The organism is Pseudomonas sp. KK4, from assembly GCF_001984065.1.
In the GTDB taxonomy this organism is placed as follows: domain Bacteria; phylum Pseudomonadota; class Gammaproteobacteria; order Pseudomonadales; family Pseudomonadaceae; genus Aquipseudomonas.
In genome coordinates, this window is the sequence record NZ_LYVP01000047.1 from 12,387 (window position 1) to 30,205 (window position 17,819).

Sequence of the window (17,819 nt, forward strand, 5' to 3'; positions counted from 1 at the left end):
TGAAATTGGCTCCGTGACCAGGACTCGAACCTGGGACCCAATGATTAACAGTCATTTGCTCTACCGACTGAGCTATCACGGAACTGCATATTTCAAGTTACAACTTTTACAACGGTGAAGCTTTACTGCGTTCTCTTCGACCCGTTCGCATCGCTGCGTTCGTGTGTCTGAGGCGCGCTATTCTACAATCTTAAGCACCTCTGTCAACCCCCTAAATCGCTTTCAAGTTAATGATTTGCAACTTATTTCAGATCTCTGCTTGGGGAGCAGAAACCCTGGCGGGTGACTGACTGCGGGGCGCACTTTACAAGCCTTTTCCTTTAAGTTCAACAGCCTGGCGAAAAAAAGGCCTCGCAATGCAAGGCCTCCTTTTTTGTGCTGCCGCCTGGGCTCAGCTGAAAACGATTTCGTCGTTCTCCACTGTGCCTATGGCCGTGTCCCCCGGCATGAAACGGCCGGAAAGGATCAACTGCGCCAACGGGTTCTCGATCCAGCGCTGGATCGCTCGTTTGAGCGGCCGCGCGCCATACACCGGGTCGTATCCGACCGCGATCAGCTTGTCCATGGCTTCGGGGCTCAACTCCAGCTTCAGTTCGCGCTCGGTCAGGCGACTGCGCAGACGGCTCAACTGGATCTCGGTAATACCCGCGATCTGATCCCGCGCCAATGGCTCGAAGATCACCACTTCGTCCACCCGGTTGATGAATTCCGGGCGGAAGTGCGAGGAAATCGCGTCCATCACCGCCGCACGCTGGGCCTCACGATCACCCACCAGTTCCTGGATCTGCACCGACCCCAGGTTGGACGTCATGACAATCACGGTGTTCTTGAAATCCACCGTGCGGCCATGGCTGTCGGTCAGGCGGCCATCTTCGAGCACTTGCAGCAGAATGTTGAACACATCCGGATGCGCCTTCTCGACCTCATCCAGCAGGATCACCGAGTAAGGCTTGCGACGCACCGCCTCGGTCAGGTAACCGCCCTCTTCATAGCCCACATAGCCTGGTGGCGCACCGATCAAGCGAGCCACGGAGTGTTTCTCCATGAACTCGGACATGTCGATGCGCACCATGGCCTCTTCGGTATCGAAGAGGAACTCGGCCAAGGCCTTGCACAGCTCGGTTTTACCGACACCGGTCGGGCCGAGGAACATGAACGAACCGCTCGGACGGTTCGGGTCGGACAACCCGGCACGGGAACGCCGTACCGCGTTGGAAACCGCCACCACCGCTTCATCCTGGCCGATTACACGCTGGTGCAACAGGCTTTCCATCTTCATCAGTTTATCGCGCTCGCCTTCGAGCATCTTCGACACCGGAATACCGGTCCACTTCGACACGACTTCGGCGATCTCTTCTTCAGTCACCTTGCTGCGCAGCAACTGGTTCTCGCTTTTGCCATGCTGGTCGACCATCTGCAGGCTGCGCTCCAGGTCCGGGATCACCCCGTACTGCAATTCGGCCATGCGGTTGAGGTCGCCCTTGCGGCGAGCACTTTCCAGTTCCTGACGGGACTGTTCGATCTTCTGCTGGATCTGCGCCGAACCCTGCACCTCGGCTTTTTCCGAGTTCCAGATTTCTTCGAGGTCCGAGTATTCACGCTCGAGACGAACGATTTCATCCTGGAGTTTTTCCAGGCGTTTGATCGCCGCTTCGTCGCTTTCTTTCTTCAGTGCCTGGGACTCGACCTTCAGTTGAATGAGGCGACGCTCCAGGCGATCCAGCACTTCCGGCTTGGAGTCGATTTCCATACGGATGCGGCTGGCCGCTTCGTCGATCAGGTCGATGGCCTTGTCCGGCAACTGGCGATCCGTGATGTAGCGATGGCTGAGCTTGGCCGCGGCGATGATGGCACCGTCGGTGATGGCCACTTTGTGGTGAACCTCATAGCGCTCTTTCAGGCCACGCAGAATCGCGATGGTGTCTTCTTCGCTCGGCTCGTCCACCAACACTTTCTGGAAACGCCGTTCGAGGGCCGCATCCTTCTCTATATATTGGCGGTACTCGTTGAGCGTGGTCGCGCCGACGCAATGCAACTCACCCCGCGCCAGGGCAGGCTTGAGCATGTTGCCCGCATCCATCGAGCCTTCGCCCTTGCCGGCACCGACCATGGTGTGCAATTCGTCGATGAACAGAATGATCTGCCCTTCCTGCTTCGACAGCTCGTTGAGCAAGGCTTTGAGCCGCTCTTCGAACTCGCCACGGTATTTGGCACCGGCAATCAATGCCCCCATGTCCAGGGACAGCAGGCGCTTGCCTTTCAGGCCGTCCGGCACTTCACCGTTGATGATGCGCTGGGCCAAACCTTCGGCGATCGCGGTTTTACCGACCCCGGGCTCACCGATCAGTACCGGGTTGTTCTTGGTACGGCGTTGCAGCACCTGGATGGTCCGGCGAATTTCGTCGTCACGACCGATCACCGGGTCGAGCTTGCCGTCCTCGGCACGCTTGGTCAGGTCGACGGTGTATTTATCCAGGGCCTGGCGCGCTTCTTCGTGGTTGGCGTCGTTGACCGCCTCACCACCGCGCAGGTTGTTGATGGCGTTTTCCAGGGCCTTCTTGCTCACGCCCTGCCCGAGCAACAGCTTGCCGAGCTTGCTGTTCTCGTCCATGGCAGCGAGCAGTACCAACTCGCTGGAGATGAACTGGTCGCCCTTCTGCTGGGCCAGACGATCGGCCTGGTTGAGCAGACGCGCCAGATCCTGCGACATGTTGACGTCGCCGGTCGGGTTCTGGATTTTCGGTAGTTGATCGAGCTCTTTGGTCAGCTCTTTACGCAGGCTGTTGACGTCAAAGCCCACCTGCATCAGCAGAGGCTTGATCGAACCACCCTGCTGCTCGAGCAGAGCCTGCATCAGATGCGCCGGCTCGATGGCCGGATGGTCATGACCGACGGCCAGGGATTGGGCGTCGGACAAGGCTAACTGCAACTTGCTGGTTAAACGGTCTATACGCATGGGTCACCTTCCTTTTGAGCAGGCCGGACCTATAAAACATCCTGAATGAAGAAACCTGCCAGATAGCACAATAGATGTGGTCGATTCTGGGAGTTTCAAGCGTCGTGACGTTGATGCAGATCAGACAAGTCTAGCGGTCGAGCCAGATAAGGGAGGCAAATCGGCCAGTGCGAGACGCACGGCGGTAGGAGAAGAAGCGGGGATCGTTCACAGTGCAGAAACCGCCACCGTACACGGCAGTGACGCCACGAGCGGCCAGGCGCAAACGCGCCAGCGCATAGATATCAGCCATGAATTTGCCCGCATTTGCACCGGGCACGAAGGCTTTGGCGGCCTCAGGCAATTGCTCGACAAAGGTCTCGCGCACTTCGGGGCCGACTTCAAAGGCTTGCGGGCCGATGGCCGGGCCGAGCCAGACCAGTACGTCCCGGGGTGCCACATCCAGCGTATCGAGCGTCGCTTCCAGCACGCCCCCTGCCAGCCCGCGCCACCCGGCATGGGCCGCTGCGACACGGGTACCGGCACGGTCACAGAACAACGCTGGCAGGCAATCGGCTGTCATTGCCGCGCAGGCGATACCGGGTGTCGACGTCCAGCTGGCGTCGGCAGCGACCACCTGAGCGGGGTCGGCATGGGCCACGACAATGCCGTGAACCTGCTTTAACCAGGCCGGCTGGATGGAAAAGTGATCGGTAAGACGACGGCGGTTTTCGGCGACAGCCTCAGGGCTGTCGTCGACGTGATCGCCCAGATTGAGGCTGTCAAACGGCGCCAGGCTGACGCCGCCCGCACGGGTGGTGACACAGGCTTTGACCCCGGCCGGCGCGGGCCAGTCTGGAATCAGCCAGTCACTCATCCGACAAACGCCTCGCGGTCTTGCTTGAGCAGTGTGAGCAACCAGACGAAATCTTCCGGCAGCGGCGATTCCCAGCTCATGCGTTTACCGGTGGTCGGGTGATCCAGTTCCAGGAACCGCGCATGCAGGGCCTGGCGCGGGAAGTTTTTCAACGATTCGACCATGGTCGGGTTGGCCGCCGGCGGAATACGGAAACGACCGCCGTAGGCCGGGTCGCCGACCAACGGGAAATTGATGTGCGCCATGTGCACGCGAATCTGGTGGGTACGACCGGTTTCCAGCTTGACCCGCACGTGAGTGTGGGAGCGGAAGCGCTCCAGCACGCGGTAATGGCTGACGGCCTGCTTGCCACCTTCCATCACCGCCATGCGCTGGCGCTGCTGGCCGTGGCGACCGATCGGCGCATTGATCTTGCCGCCGGCAGTCACCACGCCAATCACGATGCACTCATAGATGCGGCTGACGCTACGGCTCTGCAGCTGTGTAACCAGTTGCGTCTGCGCCTGAATGGTCTTGGCCACCACCATCAGACCGGTGGTGTCCTTGTCCAGACGATGCACAATACCGGCGCGGGGCACGTTGACGATGTCCGGCACGTGGTGCAGCAAGGCGTTGAGCAGGGTGCCATCGGCGTGACCGGCGGCCGGGTGCACCACCAGGCCCGCAGGCTTGTTGATCACCAGGATGTCGTCGTCTTCATAGACGATGTCCAGCTCGATGTCCTGGGCGATCCATTCGCCCTGAGCTTCCTGCTCGGCAGTGAGTTCAAGAATGGCGCCGCCGTGAACGATGTCTCGCGGGCGGATAACTGCCCCATCCACAGTCAGGCGGCCGTCTTTGATCCAGGCGGAAAGGCGCGAGCGCGAGTGCTCAGCGAATAATTGTGCGGCGACTTGATCGAGGCGTTGGCCGCCCAATTCGGACGGCACCTCTGCGCGAAGTTCAATTTTATCGGACATGCTCAGACTAGGCGTCGGCACAGCCTTTGGTTTCGGCTGCGCGCTTGTGGTTAAATACGGCGTCTTTTGCCCCGAGGCTATTCAACGGGGCGCTCATCATAACAGGACGGCCACGCCCAAGACAGCGGCCGTCATAGGGACGCAAGCCGCCATGCAAGTGAAACACCTGCTGCTGATCGCCATCCTCGCATTGACCGCTGCTTGCTCATCGAAGGAAGTCGTAGACGAAAACCTGAGTGAAGTCGAGTTGTACCAACAGGCTCAGACCGACCTGGACAACAACAGCTACACCAGCGCCACCGCCAAGCTGAAGGCTCTGGAATCGCGCTATCCGTTCGGCCGCTATGCCGATCAGGCGCAACTGGAACTCATCTACGCCAACTACAAGAACGCTGAGCCTGAGGCTGCCAAGGCTGCTGCCGAGCGCTTCATTCGCCTGCACCCACAGCATCCGAACGTCGATTACGCCTACTACCTCAAGGGCCTGACCTCCTTCGACCAGGACGTCGGCCTGCTGTCGCGCTTCCTGCCGCTGGACATGACCAAGCGTGACCCGGGCGCCGCTCGCGACTCCTACAACGAGTTCGCCCAGCTGACCAGCCGCTTCCCGAACAGCCGCTACGCGCCGGACGCCAAGCAGCGCATGATCTACCTGCGCAACCTGTTGGCCGCCTACGAGATTCACGTGGCCGACTACTACCTGACCCGTCAGGCCTATGTCGCTGCGGCGAACCGTGGTCGCTACGTGGTGGAAAACTTCCAGGAAACCCCCTCGGTCGGTGATGGCCTGGCGGTGATGACCGAGGCCTACCAGCGCCTGCACCTGGACGAGCTGGCGGCCACCAGCCTGGAAACCCTGAAGCTCAACTACCCGAACCACCCAAGCCTGGTGGACGGTCAGTTCGTGCCATCGGTCGCCGAAGCCGACAACCGTTCGTGGTTGAGCAAGGCCACTCTCGGTCTGATCGAATCCCGTCCACCGCTGCCGCCGGGAGAAACCCGCGCCAACCAGGACGTGCAGAAGCAGTTCCAGGATGCCAAGGATGCGATCCCGAACGAGCTCAAGCCTAAAAATGCAGACGGTGACGTGATCGAAGAAGAGAACCATGAAGCCGAGGGCAACAACGAAGACCGCTCTTGGTTCAGCTACATGACCTTCGGCGTGTTCGACTGACACCACCGGCGGTAAGAAAAAGGGAGGCTCTGGGGCCTCCCTTTTTCATTGCGCGTTTTTTGCCACGCGCAATTGCGCTGTGCGCCTGTCATGTCCTTGGCTAAACTGCCGGTTCATCAGCCAAAAAGCAGCTCATCATGCTTCGTTTACTCTTCTGGATCGCAGTGATCGCCGCCGCCGTGTGGTTCTGGCGCAAGTACAAGGGCCAGGCAGGCGTCCCCACATCATCCGCCGAGCTGGAAGCGGCGCCGATGGTCCGCTGTGCCCATTGCGGCGTGCATCTGCCCCGTGATCGCGCCATCAGCCTTCAACAACAATGGTATTGCAGCCAGGCCCATCTGGAGCAAGGCCCCGGTTCCAGTGATCGCTGAGACGCACGGACACGGCGGCAAACAGGCTCAGCGACTGCTGCGCCTTTATCACCTCTATCGTTTAAGCGTCGGCATCATTCTGGTGCTGCTGATCTCCAGCAACCTGGACAACCAGTTGCTGACCTCGGCCAACGACGACCTGCTGCGCAGTGGCAGTTGGTTGTATCTGGTGCTCAATATCCTGTTGGTGGTGTTCTTCGAGAACACCCGGCACCCGGCGCAGCTGTTCAGCCTGGTGCTGCTTGATGTCCTGCTGCTGTGCGGCCTTTTTTATGCCGGCGGCGGCGTGGGCAGTGCAATCGGCAATTTGCTGATTGTCTCGGTGGCCATTGGCAACACTTTGCTGCGAAGACGCATCGGCCTGCTGATAGCCGCGATCGGTGCACTCGGCATCGTCGGTTCGAGTTTTCTGCTGAGCCTGAGCCACCCTCCCAGCCCCAATGATTACTTGCAGGTCGGAACCCTGGGCGCCCTGTGTTTCGCCGCGGCGTTGCTGGTGCAAGGCCTGATCCGGCGCCTGGAAGTCAGTGAAACCCTGGCCGAGCAGAAAGCCAGTGAAGTCGTCGGCCTGGAGGCGCTCAACGCCCTGATCCTGCAACGCATGCGCACCGGCATCCTGGTGCTCGACGAACAGCGACGCGTGCAATTGGCCAACCACAGCGCCCTGTCATTGCTCGGTAGCGCTCGCCTTCAGGGCAGCTTGATCGACGATCATCTGCCCGACCTGGTGGATCGCCTGAACCTGTGGATGAGCAACCCGACGCTGCGCCCGCAAAGCCTCAAAGTCACTGACAGCGGAGTGGAACTGCAACCGAGCTTCATCGCACTGGACCCCAGCCCCCACCACCAGACCCTGGTTTTTCTCGAGGACCTGGCGCAAATCGCCCAACAGGCGCAGCAACTGAAACTCGCCGCCCTGGGGCGCCTGACAGCGGGTATCGCCCATGAAATCCGCAACCCGCTGGGCGCCATCAGTCATGCCGCGCAGTTATTACGAGAATCCGAGGAACTGAGCGGCGCCGATCAACGTCTGACGCAGATCATCCAGGATCACTCTCAGCGAATGAATCGGGTTATCGAAAACGTCCTGCAACTGTCCCGGCGCCAGCAAACCATCGCGCAACGGCTGGACCTGAAGCCGTGGCTGCAACAGTTCGTCACTGAAATTCGCGAGGGCGCCAACGAGCGCCAGCAGGTTCATCTGCACCTCCATAACGGAAACTTCACCACCCTGATGGACCCGAACCAGTTGCAGCAGATCCTCGACAACCTGATCCGCAATGCCTGGCGCCACAGCGCGCAAAACCACGACTGCGCGCAGGTCTGGCTCGAGCTGTTTGTCGATCCAGAGAGCCAATTACCGATTCTGGAAATCCTCGACGACGGCCCCGGCGTGGCCCCGGACCATCAGGCGCAGCTGTTCGAGCCGTTCTTCACCACCAGTCATCAAGGCACTGGCCTGGGGCTTTATCTGTCCCGTGAGCTGTGCGAAAGCAACCAGGCCCGCCTAGACTTCAAACCACGCCAAGGCGGCGGCTGCTTTCGCATCACCTTTGCTCACGGACGGAAACAAAGTTGAATACCAGCCCACGGCAAAAAGTTCTGATCGTCGACGACGAACCCGATATCCGCGAACTCCTGGAAATCACCCTGGGACGGATGAAACTCGACACCTACAGCGCCCGCAATGCGGCCGAGGCCCTGGCCCTCCTCAAGCGCGAGGCGTTCGATCTGTGTCTGACCGACATGCGCCTGCCGGACGGCACGGGTCTGGAGCTCGTCCAACATATTCAACAACGCTATCCGCAAGTGCCGGTGGCCATGATCACCGCCTATGGCAATGTGGACACCGCGATCAACGCGCTCAAGGCCGGCGCCTTCGACTTCCTGAGCAAACCGGTGGACCTCACGCGGCTGCGAGAACTGGTCACCAGCGCCTTGCTGCTGCCCGCCCCAGGCATTGCCATCGATCGCCGCCTGCTGGGCGATTCATTGCCCATGCGCAACCTGCGCAAGCAGATCGACAAACTGGCACGCAGCCAGGCGCCGGTGTACATCAGCGGCGAGTCCGGCAGCGGCAAGGAACTGGTCGCCCGACTGATCCATGACCGAGGGCCTCGGGCCAACCAACCCTTCGTGCCCGTCAACTGCGGCGCCATTCCGTCGGAGCTGATGGAAAGCGAGTTTTTCGGCCATCGCAAAGGCAGCTTCAGCGGCGCCATCGAAGACAAGCCCGGGCTATTCCAGGCGGCCCATGGCGGCACGCTGTTTCTCGACGAAGTGGCTGACCTGCCGTTGCCGATGCAGGTCAAACTGCTGCGAGCGATCCAGGAGAAAGCCGTACGCAGCGTCGGCGGGCAACAGGAAGAAGTGGTCGATGTGCGCATTCTTTGCGCCACCCACAAAGACCTCGCCGCTGAAATCAGCGCCGAGCGTTTCCGCCAGGATTTGTACTATCGCCTGAACGTGATCGAGCTGCGGGTGCCGCCGTTGCGCGAACGTCGTGACGATATCGAAACCTTGGCCAGCCATGTGCTCAAGCGCCTGGCTTCAGACACAGGCCAGGCTGCGGCAAAACTGCACCCGCAGGCCCTCGATGCGCTTAAAAGCTACCGCTTCCCGGGCAATGTGCGGGAACTGGAGAACATGCTCGAGCGGGCTCACACGTTGTGCGAGAACAATCAGATCGAAGCCAGCGACCTGCGTCTGGCCGAAGGCAACTGCGCCGCCGAGGCCGGCCTGCCGGACCTTACGCAGATCGACAACCTGGAAGCGTATCTGGAGAACGTCGAGCGTCAGTTGATTCTGCAGGCGCTGGAAGAGACCCGCTGGAACCGCACGGCGGCGGCTCAGCGATTGAATCTTTCATTTCGGTCGATGCGTTACAGGCTCAAGAAATTGGGGCTGGATTGAGGGCCACTTCGCGAGCAAGCCCGCTCCTACATTGGAACTGTGTCGACCCAAGAGGGAAAACAACACAAACCCCGTGTGGGAGCGGGCTTGCTCGCGAAGGCCATCTGACCGGCGCCAAAAATCTCGAAATCAAAGCCGCCCGGTCGGCGCATACGGCGTCGGATCAATGATCGGTTGCCGCCCCAACATCACATCGGCAAACAACTGACAGGACGCCGGCGCCAGCACCAGCCCGTTGCGGAAGTGCCCGCAGTTGAGCCACAAGCCCTCAAACCCCGGCACCCGGCCAATATAGGGAATGCCCTCTGGCGAACCCGGTCTCAATCCCGCCCAATGCCCCACCACTTCGGCATCCGCCAGGGCCGGGATCAACTCCACCGCCGACGCCTTGAGGCTTTCCAGCGCCGAATCGGTGGGCGTCTTGTCGTAACCTTCGTGCTCCAGGGTACTGCCAATCAGGATGTGCCCGTCGCGCCGGGGAATCGCATAGCGCCCCTTGGCCAGCACCATGCTCGGCAGAAAATCCGCCGCGCACTTGTACAGAATCATCTGCCCTTTCACCGGTTCCACCGGCAATTCCAGGCCCAGGCTCTTGAGCAAATCGCCACTCCAGGCGCCGGCCGTCAGCACCACCTGATCGCCATGGATCGCGCCAGTGGGCGTCTGCACACCGACTACTTTTTCGCCTTCGTGAATAAACCCGCTGACCTCGCACTGCTCATGAATCGTCACGTTCGGCAGCGCCTGGAGTGCAGCCTTGAGGGATTTCACCAGTCGCGGATTGCGCACGTTGGCCACGTCGGCCATGTAGATCGCCCGGGAAAAACCACCGCCCAGCACCGGCACCGCATCGTGGGCCGCCGAGATATCCACAGCCTGCAGTGGGCGATTCTCCCGCGCAGCCCAAGCCAGCGCCTCGGCTTCGTCATCCAGATCCAGCCAATACAGGCCGGTGGTGTGCACTTCGGGATCCACACCGGTGACGGCAAACAGACGCTCGCCCAGTTGTGGATAAAAATCCTGGGACCAATGGGCCAACGCCGTGACCGCCGGGTTGTAACGCCAGGGGTAAAGCGGCGAAACAATGCCGCCCCCCGCCCAGGACGACTCCTGACCGACAGCGGAACGGTCCAGCAGCACGACGCTCTGTACTTCGGATGCGAGATTGAACGCCGTCAGCAGGCCGATTACCCCGCCACCGACGATCACCACTTGCTGTTGCCTGATCATGTTTTGATCCAACCGATAAATAGACAGTGGGGGCGCAAAAGGCGCCCGAAGAAATTCAACGACCCCAGCAATCCTTTGTGGTCAGACCCGCGGTGGCATTGACCATGCCACGCACGCCGGTATTGGTAATGGTGAAATCGCCGCACTTGTCAGTGGCCATGCTCGTGCCGGCCTTGCGCACCGCCGTCAACAGGAAAGTCTGGTCAGTAAGCGTCGGGACGATGCTGTAGTAGTCGTTGCCTGCGCTGAGGCCCGCGACACCGGTGTAGAGATTTTTCTGCGAATAGAAACGCTCGAGCAACTGCGCCTGTTCCGAGAGCAGGCCGGCCACTTCGGTACGACGGCCTTTCTTCAGGTATTCGGTGAAGCTCGGCGCAGCGATGGTCATGACAATCCCGATGATCGCAATCACGATCATGATTTCGATCAGGGTAAAACCGCGGTTGGATCTGTGCATGCCTCAACTCTCGCTTACTGAATTTGTCGCCACATGATGCGACGGCTGCCGCCGCCGGATTTTTCCACCAGTGTGGTAATGCCGCCACTGGAATCGTTCACGATTTTGCGCGCCGCGCCATTGACGATGGCATTGAGGGTCGGAATGCCCCCGGTAAAGACCACGCCGCTGGAGATCGTGTCGGTGCTGTCGACCACCCCATCGTTGTTGGTGTCGAGTACCGCGTAATTGAGCATCTTACCGCTGAACGCATCCAGTTCGACCAGTTTGCCGGTGCCGAAGCTCGCGCAGGGGTCGGTGGTATCCACACTGGCGGTGGTAAACACGATCCGCCCGAGCACCAGGCTGGCCTGATTGATCACCCGCTCGCCGGTCAATGCGTTGTTGTACACCAGCGGAAGGTACCAGCCTTTTTCCGCCGGGTACGTCACCTCGTTCTGGCTGGTGGTGATGAATTGCCCTGTGGCGCCGGAGAACACCCCGGTCACGGACTGGGGCTGCAAACTGGACAGGGGGATCTGTCCGGAACCGCCCTCGGCGTCCCACACTGCATAGAACGCTTGCAGATCCTTGTTGGTCTTGTCCGCCGTTTCGTTGAATTTGCCGGTGCCGAAAAATATCACTTTGCCTCCCAGCGAATTGTCCGCCAGCAATGGTTGCGCGGTAATCGGCTGAGTGGCGCCGCCAGCAGTGGTAAACAACGGCTTGCCGGCAAAAGCCACGCCCCAGCTATCGGTGCTGGTGCTGCTCAAATCAAATTTCCATAGCCGCCCTTTCAAGTCCCCGCCGTATGCAGCCTGCACCACATTCTGCGAGTTGACCCTGAGCTTGACCGAAGACAAGCCATTAGTGGTCTCGGTGCTGTCGATGACGATTTTCCTGATCAGCGAACCGTCGCGTATGTCCACCACGTACAGCGCCGCCACCCCGGAGTTACTGCCGTACCCGTTGGAAATGAACGCCGCCCATCGACCGTCGGCCAGGCGTGCCACCTCCGGGCGGGCGTAGGCATAACCCAGGTCATTGAAGGCGTTGGCGGTACTGGCGGTGGCCGGCGCGCTGATTTCCCACAACGCCCGGGTCACGTTTCCTGCCGAGGCATCGAACAGCTGCAGGGCATAGAAGGTTCGCCCACCAGCGCCCGTCCCGCCGAGCGCGAGGGTTTTCCAGGCACTGTTGAGTTGGGCGTCGAACACTCCCACCTGCCCGTCCACCAGAAATTTATGACTGACGCCGTTGATGTAGGCGGGATCGGCGATATAGCGCAACGATGGCAACACGCTGGAGGGCATGTAGGCGTAGCGCCGGGCGCCATTTGCTGAGTTGATCACGCTGACAAAACCATCGTTGGCATTGACCACCAGGCTGGAATTCATATTGCTGGCCTTGGTCGCCAGATAGGTGCTGTACGAAGTGTCACCCGACAGGTCGGACGCTGTTTGATCCGAAGGTGACGCCAACACCAGGGGTGAATTGACGATGTCCCCCAGCAGCACGCTGCGTACCTTGAGGCCACTCTTGTTGGTACCTTTGCTCCATTCCACCAGATCGGCACCGGTGATGCCGGTGGGCAATCCCTGGTTCAGAACGGTCTGCTGGGCTGTGGACAAGTTGGCGTAAGCCAGGGTGACTGGCGTGTTGGTCTGATTGTTCCAGGATTGGTAGGTCGGCGCGGTGGCACTGGGCACAATCGCCGTGTCAGTGGTCCACAGCACGGACGCGGTATTGACCGCGCCACTGGCGGTGAAACCAAAGGCCTTGATGGTGCCGCGCCAGTCCTTGGGGTCATAGCTGGTCTGGAAATAACTGGTGCCACTGGCGAGAATCGTGCCGCTGGTGACACCACTGCCGCCGGAACCGGCCTTGGAGGTGATTTCACTCAAGGCCGAGGACAGCGCGGCATTGAGCCCGGCGCTGTCGGTGGCCTGGTAATACTTGCCCTGCCCGTAACTGGCGGCATCGGACAGCATCTGGTTGGCCGCGGTAAACCCCACGGTGTAGGTGTTCATGTTCTGCTTGGGAAAATCCGTGGCGTTCCAGCTTTTGTTCGCCAGGTCCGTGCCGGTGGAGCGCATGTCGATGTCGAAGGCGAACTTGGCGATGTCATCCAGGTACAGCGTGTCGCCTTCCGTGTCCCCATTGAGGTTGTCGCCGTCGTTGGCGCTGTTGCCGTCCCAGTTCGGCAGGCGGCTGCCGCCGAGCGGGTCATTGGTGGGGAAGGTCCGGTCATAGGTGGGCAAGCCATCGGTGATCACCACGCCGTAGTTTTTCTGGCAGCGATACTGGATCGGGCTGGTGTAGGTGGCGGGCGTCGAGTTGTAGTACGGCGCCATGCCGCGCATGTAGCGGGTCACTTCGTAATAGGTTTCCGCCAACGGCGTGTTGGCCACGGCACTCAAGCCGTTGATGGAATTGATCAGGGCGTTGTAGTTGGCATCGACCGACAGATCGCTGACCGACCGGGCGATGAAGCCACCATTGCCCGGGTTGCTGCTGGTGGCCGGGTTGAACGTGGCCAGGCCGATACGCAAGCTGCGATTGCTGGTGACGAGGTTGGTGGATACGTCCTGCGCCACGCTGATGCGGTAATCATTGGGGATCGCATTGGCCCCGGTGGTGAAGTCGCGATTGGAACCGTTGGCCAGGCCCAGCAGGTAGGCCAGGTAGTTGGCGGTGTAACGGGTATTTTCATTGCCCACCGGGTCGGGCAGCCTCAGGCAAACCGGGGTCAACCCGAGGAACCCGCGATAGAACCCGTACCAGTTGCCGCTGGTCGAGCAACCGCCGCGGTTCAGGCTCGACAGGGCGATGTTGGTATCGCTCATGTCCAGGTTCTGGCCGCTGATGCACAGGGAGTTGGAGCTGCAGATAGCGATCTGCGCCCGGTTGACCGTGGGGTCGAAGCCCGGCGCCCAGATGATGTTATTCATGCTGCCGGAATCGTCGATCACCAGCATCACGTTCGGCGCAACCGCCGCGGCGCTCAACAAGGGCGAGTCCGATGGCGTGAAGGCATAGGCCGGTGCCGACAGATACAGCCCCAGCACCAAGCCGCACAGCAGCCGCCAGATGCGTTCAGTACTTCGCATAGATACTCTCCACCACACTGCGCGAAGTGCCGGCGATGCCGACCGCGGTCACCCGGTACAGCGTTGCCGAGGTATTGCTTGGCACGTTGACCGCCGTCACGGAGGCTCCGATGTTTTGCACACCGTAAAAACCATTGCCGGTGGCAACCCAGGTCACCCCCGAGGTGGCATTGAGCCCCGCTGCCTTGACCGTGGAGGACTCGGCCGGTGGCGCGCATTGCGTCGTGCCGCTGCACACCGCCAACGTAAAGGTGTCGAGTTGCACCGCGCTTTCACCCACCCGCAGCGCCGCTTCCGCGACCTGGAACGACTGATTGCGCGAGCTCACGCTACCGGCCATTTTTTCCTGCAGGGTGGCGTTCTGCATCGATGAAATCCCGATCAGGGTCAGCAGCAGCAGGAACACCAGGGTGACCAGCAGCGCCATGCCGCGCTGGGAGCCCGCCCTTATCGAAGAAACAATCATCGGCCCTCCCCTCATGGCAGGCGGTTGCGCAAGGCGGCAACCACGTTGAAGGTTTGATTGCCCACCCGGTTGTTCGGATCGAGGAGGGTCAGACTCAGCCGCACGCTGCGAATCCGCGCAGGGTCCGTTGGATTGGTGCTGTAGGTGGAAGCGGCGGTATCGGTGGCGGAACTGGCCAGGCCGAAGCTCACGTTGAAGGCACTGACGTTGTCCACCAGCACCGCTTGGGCTGGTGTACCGGTGCCGACACCCATTGTCAGTTGGCCGTTCTTCAGGCTGTAGATGATTCGCCGAATCGGAAACGCAATCTGGCCAGCCGCCGGCGCCTGCAGGTTCGAATAGGCCGTCGCCGTGTTTCGACAATCGGAGACCACCGTCCAGGTCGGCGTACCGCCACCATTGCCGATGTCCGCCGTCACCAGGGTCAACTTGAGGTTGGCGTTATCCCAACTGATAGGCGTCACCTGGCTGGCATTGAAGCTGCCCCCCGCGCTGGCATCGGTGATCGTCCCCAGGCAACCGAACATCCCGACCATGCGGATTTCCTGGATCATCTTGCTCAAGACAAAACGCGCATCCTCTTGCATGGCTGCCGCGCTGTTCTGGCTGACGAAGGTGTTTTTCGCGGCGATGAACACCTGCACCACCCCCAGGACCACGATCAGGCTCAGGGTCAGGGCAATCAGCAGTTCGATCAGGCCGAAGCCTCTTTGGCGGCGGTTCATGGTGTCGCTACCGGGTCGACAGCGGCGCGACTGGTCAGCACGAAGCTGCGACGGGTATTGGCGCTGTTGGCGGCACGGGAGTCATCCCAAGTGATGGTGATGGTATACACGCGCTGATTGAGGGTGATGCTGCCGGTGGCCGTGGGGCCACCGAAACTGATGATGTTGTTGGTGAAATCGTAGAGGTCCTGGTCCCGTGCGACGTTGAGGTTGCCCGAGGTCGGTGGTGTCACGGTGTAATCGGCGGCGGCGTTTGCACGAATGCGGTCCATCATGTCGTAGGCGACGAAACTGGCCTGACTGGTCATGCGTGCACTGTCGGTGTATTTGAGCGCGTTGAGTTGAAACGCCGCCGCCCCCAACAGCCCGATGCCGAGAATCAACAATGCCACCAGGACTTCAATCAGTGTCATGCCGTCCTGTGCACTTTTACTCCATGGCCTCATCCGCAACTTCCACCCAATAGAATTCGTCCGTTCAAACACACATTCAGCGTCCTGCTTTGCGTGCCCAGCACATAGCTGATCACCACCGCCGTCGATGACGACAGCCCGCCAAGGTTGTTGAAATCGATGGCGGTTACACCTGAGGGTAGCGTCAGAGTCGCACCACTGCTCATTGCCGGCACAACACGCAACACATTGGCCGGGGTGCCGGTACTGTCATACACCGACAACTCCCCGGTCCAGACACTGCCCCCCGCCGTCGGCCGCACCCGCGTGGTCACCCCCCTGTCGATCGCCTCGAGGCGGGCGTAGTTCAGGCCCCGCTGCAGGTCACCGATCTCGGTGTCGGCCTGGGTCACTTGGGTGGAGCGGGTGAACGCCGGCACCGCCAGGGTAATCAACACCAGGAAAACGGCGATGGCGACCAGCAGCTCGATCAGCGTGAAACCTTTTGTACGATGATCCATCGATGCCCTCCGTTGCCGTCCGCTATACCTGCCCTTACACGCTAGAACATTCGAGCGCCGAGGCGAGATTGTTTCGCCATTACTCGTGCAGGGATTGCACGGGCCATCACACTCCAGGGAGGGAGAGGCCATGCATCAACGAGGTTTCAGCCTGATCGAACTACTCATGGGACTGACGATTGCCGTGATTGTTCTGCATTTGGTCAGTCCGGCGTTTGCGGCGGTGGTGGAGTCCAATTATCGCGTGGAGGCGGCGAGGTCACTGGTCAGTGGGATGCGTACTGCGCGCAGTGAGGCAATATTGCGCAATCAGACGGTGCTCGTCCACGCGATCAATGATGATTGGAGCCAAGGTTGGCGGATGATCGTGGATATCAATGGCAGGGGCCATGAAGACAGCAGCAATCCGCTGTTGATCGAACGCCAGGGAAGCGCCCGAGTGCCAGTTGTGGGCAATCGACCGGTCAGGAGTTTTGTGAGGTTCAGCAGTCTGGGGGAGCCATTGCTGCCGAGCGGGGCTTTTCAGGCGGGGACAATACACTTTTGCTCGGCCCGAGAGCCGCAGAGCCAATACCAAGTGGTACTGGCCCGCACCGGTAACGTCAGCCTGCGCAGCAAAAGAACTGAGCAGACCCTGTGTATCGGTGGCGAAGACTCAGAGCAGGGAACGGACGCGTAGCTCTTTGGGCATGGAGAACGTGATGTTCTCTTCGCGACCGGCCAATTCGTCGGCGCCGGTAGCGCCCCAGGCCTGCAATTGCTGGATCACGCCACGCACCAGCACTTCCGGGGCGGAAGCGCCCGCGGTGATGCCGATACGCTCGACACCGTCGAACCAGCTCTTCTGCAGGTCTTCGGCACCGTCAATCAGGTACGCCGGGGTGGCCATGCGCTCGGCCAATTCACGCAGGCGATTGGAGTTGGAACTGTTCGGGCTACCGACCACCAGCACCACGTCGCACTCGTCGGCCAGTTGCTTGACCGCGTCCTGACGGTTTTGCGTGGCGTAGCAGATGTCGTCCTTGCGCGGACCGCCGATGGCCGGGAAGCGCGTACGCAGGGCATCGATCACGCGGCTGGTATCGTCCATGGACAAGGTGGTCTGGGTCACGAACGCCAGTCTGTCCGGGTTGTTCACCTGCAGTTCGGCGACATCTTTCTCGTCTTCGACCAGATAGATCGCCCCGCCGTTGCTGGCATCGTACTGGCCCATGGTGCCTTCGACTTCCGGGTGACCGGCGTGGCCGATAAGGATGCATTCACGACCGTCGCGGCTGTAGCGCGCCACTTCGATGTGCACCTTGGTCACCAGCGGGCAGGTGGCATCGAACACTTTCAGGCCACGGCCGGCGGCCTCGGTGCGCACTGCCTGGGAAACGCCGTGGGCACTGAAGATGACGATCACATCGTCCGGCACCTGATCCAGCTCTTCGACGAAGATCGCGCCACGGTTGCGCAGGTCTTCGACGACGAATTTGTTGTGGACCACTTCGTGGCGCACATAGATCGGCGGCCCGAAGACTTCCAGGGCGCGGTTGACGATTTCGATCGCCCGGTCCACACCGGCGCAAAAGCCACGGGGGTTGGCGAGTTTGATTTGCATGCTGTGCCTCGTGTCTTGCGCGCGAAAACAATGAAGAACCATGTGTGGGAGCGGGCTTGCTCGCGAAGGCGGTGTATCCGTCAACAGTGAAGTCGCAGTTGATAACG

The 17,819-nt window shown here is 60.6% G+C and carries 16 protein-coding genes and 1 tRNA gene; 5 read left to right on the forward strand and 12 right to left on the reverse strand.

All coding sequences use genetic code 11. From position 1 onward, the window contains the following. Positions 1–6 precede the first annotated feature (6 nt). The 4 genes from B0W55_RS16820 to rluD form a co-directional block, all read right to left on the reverse strand. Positions 7–82 (reverse strand) — tRNA-Asn (locus tag B0W55_RS16820). Between the two features lie 309 nt (positions 83–391). Continuing rightward, positions 392–2,956, reverse strand: a complete 2,565-nt coding sequence (clpB, locus tag B0W55_RS16825) for an ATP-dependent chaperone ClpB (RefSeq protein WP_077047060.1) — start codon at positions 2,954–2,956, stop codon at positions 392–394. A gap of 130 nt (positions 2,957–3,086) precedes the next feature. After that, positions 3,087–3,812: a peptidoglycan editing factor PgeF gene (gene pgeF / locus B0W55_RS16830; RefSeq protein ID WP_077047061.1), complete on the reverse strand. Its 726-nt coding sequence runs from the start codon at positions 3,810–3,812 to the stop codon at positions 3,087–3,089. Further along, a complete protein-coding gene (gene rluD, locus B0W55_RS16835; RefSeq protein WP_077047062.1) occupies positions 3,809–4,771 on the reverse strand; it encodes a 23S rRNA pseudouridine(1911/1915/1917) synthase RluD in 963 nt (320 codons plus the stop codon). The genes pgeF and rluD overlap by 4 nt, the downstream gene beginning before the upstream one ends. A 151-nt stretch (positions 4,772–4,922) precedes the next feature. Here rluD and B0W55_RS16840 point away from each other — a divergent pair, with 151 nt between their 5' ends. The 4 genes from B0W55_RS16840 (at position 4,923) to B0W55_RS16855 (ending at position 9,229) form a co-directional block, all read left to right on the forward strand. Continuing rightward, positions 4,923–5,945 carry an outer membrane protein assembly factor BamD gene (locus B0W55_RS16840; protein WP_077047063.1) on the forward strand — a complete coding sequence of 341 codons (1,023 nt, stop codon included), beginning with the start codon at positions 4,923–4,925 and terminating at the stop codon, positions 5,943–5,945. A gap of 137 nt (positions 5,946–6,082) precedes the next feature. Continuing rightward, complete coding sequence (locus B0W55_RS16845; protein WP_077047064.1) at positions 6,083–6,316, forward strand: PP0621 family protein; 234 nt, start codon at positions 6,083–6,085, stop codon at positions 6,314–6,316. Next, positions 6,306–7,895 (forward strand): PAS domain-containing sensor histidine kinase, encoded by a 1,590-nt coding sequence (locus B0W55_RS16850; RefSeq protein WP_077047065.1) that lies wholly within the window; start codon positions 6,306–6,308, stop codon positions 7,893–7,895. The genes B0W55_RS16845 and B0W55_RS16850 overlap by 11 nt, the downstream gene beginning before the upstream one ends. Continuing rightward, on the forward strand, positions 7,892–9,229 hold the full coding sequence (locus tag B0W55_RS16855; RefSeq protein WP_077047066.1) for a sigma-54 dependent transcriptional regulator: 1,338 nt from the start codon (positions 7,892–7,894) through the stop codon (positions 9,227–9,229). The genes B0W55_RS16850 and B0W55_RS16855 overlap by 4 nt, the downstream gene beginning before the upstream one ends. A 129-nt stretch (positions 9,230–9,358) precedes the next feature. Here B0W55_RS16855 and thiO read toward each other — a convergent pair whose 3' ends face one another. The 7 genes from thiO to B0W55_RS16890 are packed head-to-tail and all read right to left on the reverse strand — an operon-like array spanning position 9,359 to position 16,109. Next, complete coding sequence (thiO, locus tag B0W55_RS16860) at positions 9,359–10,459, reverse strand: glycine oxidase ThiO (protein WP_077047067.1); 1,101 nt, start codon at positions 10,457–10,459, stop codon at positions 9,359–9,361. Positions 10,460–10,514: 55 nt separating this feature from the next. Next, on the reverse strand, positions 10,515–10,916 hold the full coding sequence (locus B0W55_RS16865) for a type IV pilin protein (RefSeq protein WP_077047068.1): 402 nt from the start codon (positions 10,914–10,916) through the stop codon (positions 10,515–10,517). A 14-nt stretch (positions 10,917–10,930) separates the two neighbouring features. After that, positions 10,931–14,005 (reverse strand): pilus assembly protein, encoded by a 3,075-nt coding sequence (locus B0W55_RS16870; protein WP_077047069.1) that lies wholly within the window; start codon positions 14,003–14,005, stop codon positions 10,931–10,933. After that, the gene (locus B0W55_RS16875; protein ID WP_077047070.1) at positions 13,992–14,471 is read right to left on the reverse strand and encodes a PilX N-terminal domain-containing pilus assembly protein; all 480 of its coding nucleotides are present in this window, start codon (positions 14,469–14,471) and stop codon (positions 13,992–13,994) included. Before B0W55_RS16875 ends, B0W55_RS16870 begins: the two co-directional genes overlap by 14 nt. Positions 14,472–14,482: 11 nt before the next feature. Further along, positions 14,483–15,196: a PilW family protein gene (locus B0W55_RS16880; RefSeq protein ID WP_077047071.1), complete on the reverse strand. Its 714-nt coding sequence runs from the start codon at positions 15,194–15,196 to the stop codon at positions 14,483–14,485. Further along, a complete protein-coding gene (pilV, locus tag B0W55_RS16885; protein ID WP_077047072.1) occupies positions 15,193–15,642 on the reverse strand; it encodes a type IV pilus modification protein PilV in 450 nt (149 codons plus the stop codon). Before pilV ends, B0W55_RS16880 begins: the two co-directional genes overlap by 4 nt. Next, on the reverse strand, positions 15,639–16,109 hold the full coding sequence (locus tag B0W55_RS16890; protein WP_077047073.1) for a GspH/FimT family pseudopilin: 471 nt from the start codon (positions 16,107–16,109) through the stop codon (positions 15,639–15,641). The genes pilV and B0W55_RS16890 overlap by 4 nt, the downstream gene beginning before the upstream one ends. 130 nt (positions 16,110–16,239) lie before the next feature. On the opposite strand from B0W55_RS16890, the gene B0W55_RS16895 reads away from it, so the two are divergent. Continuing rightward, positions 16,240–16,788, forward strand: coding sequence for a GspH/FimT family protein (locus tag B0W55_RS16895; RefSeq protein WP_139340929.1), 549 nt, complete (start codon positions 16,240–16,242; stop codon positions 16,786–16,788). On the opposite strand, the gene ispH is transcribed toward B0W55_RS16895, so the two are convergent. After that, a complete protein-coding gene (gene ispH / locus B0W55_RS16900; RefSeq protein ID WP_077047074.1) occupies positions 16,765–17,712 on the reverse strand; it encodes a 4-hydroxy-3-methylbut-2-enyl diphosphate reductase in 948 nt (315 codons plus the stop codon). The genes B0W55_RS16895 and ispH overlap by 24 nt on opposite strands. Positions 17,713–17,819 lie beyond the last annotated feature (107 nt).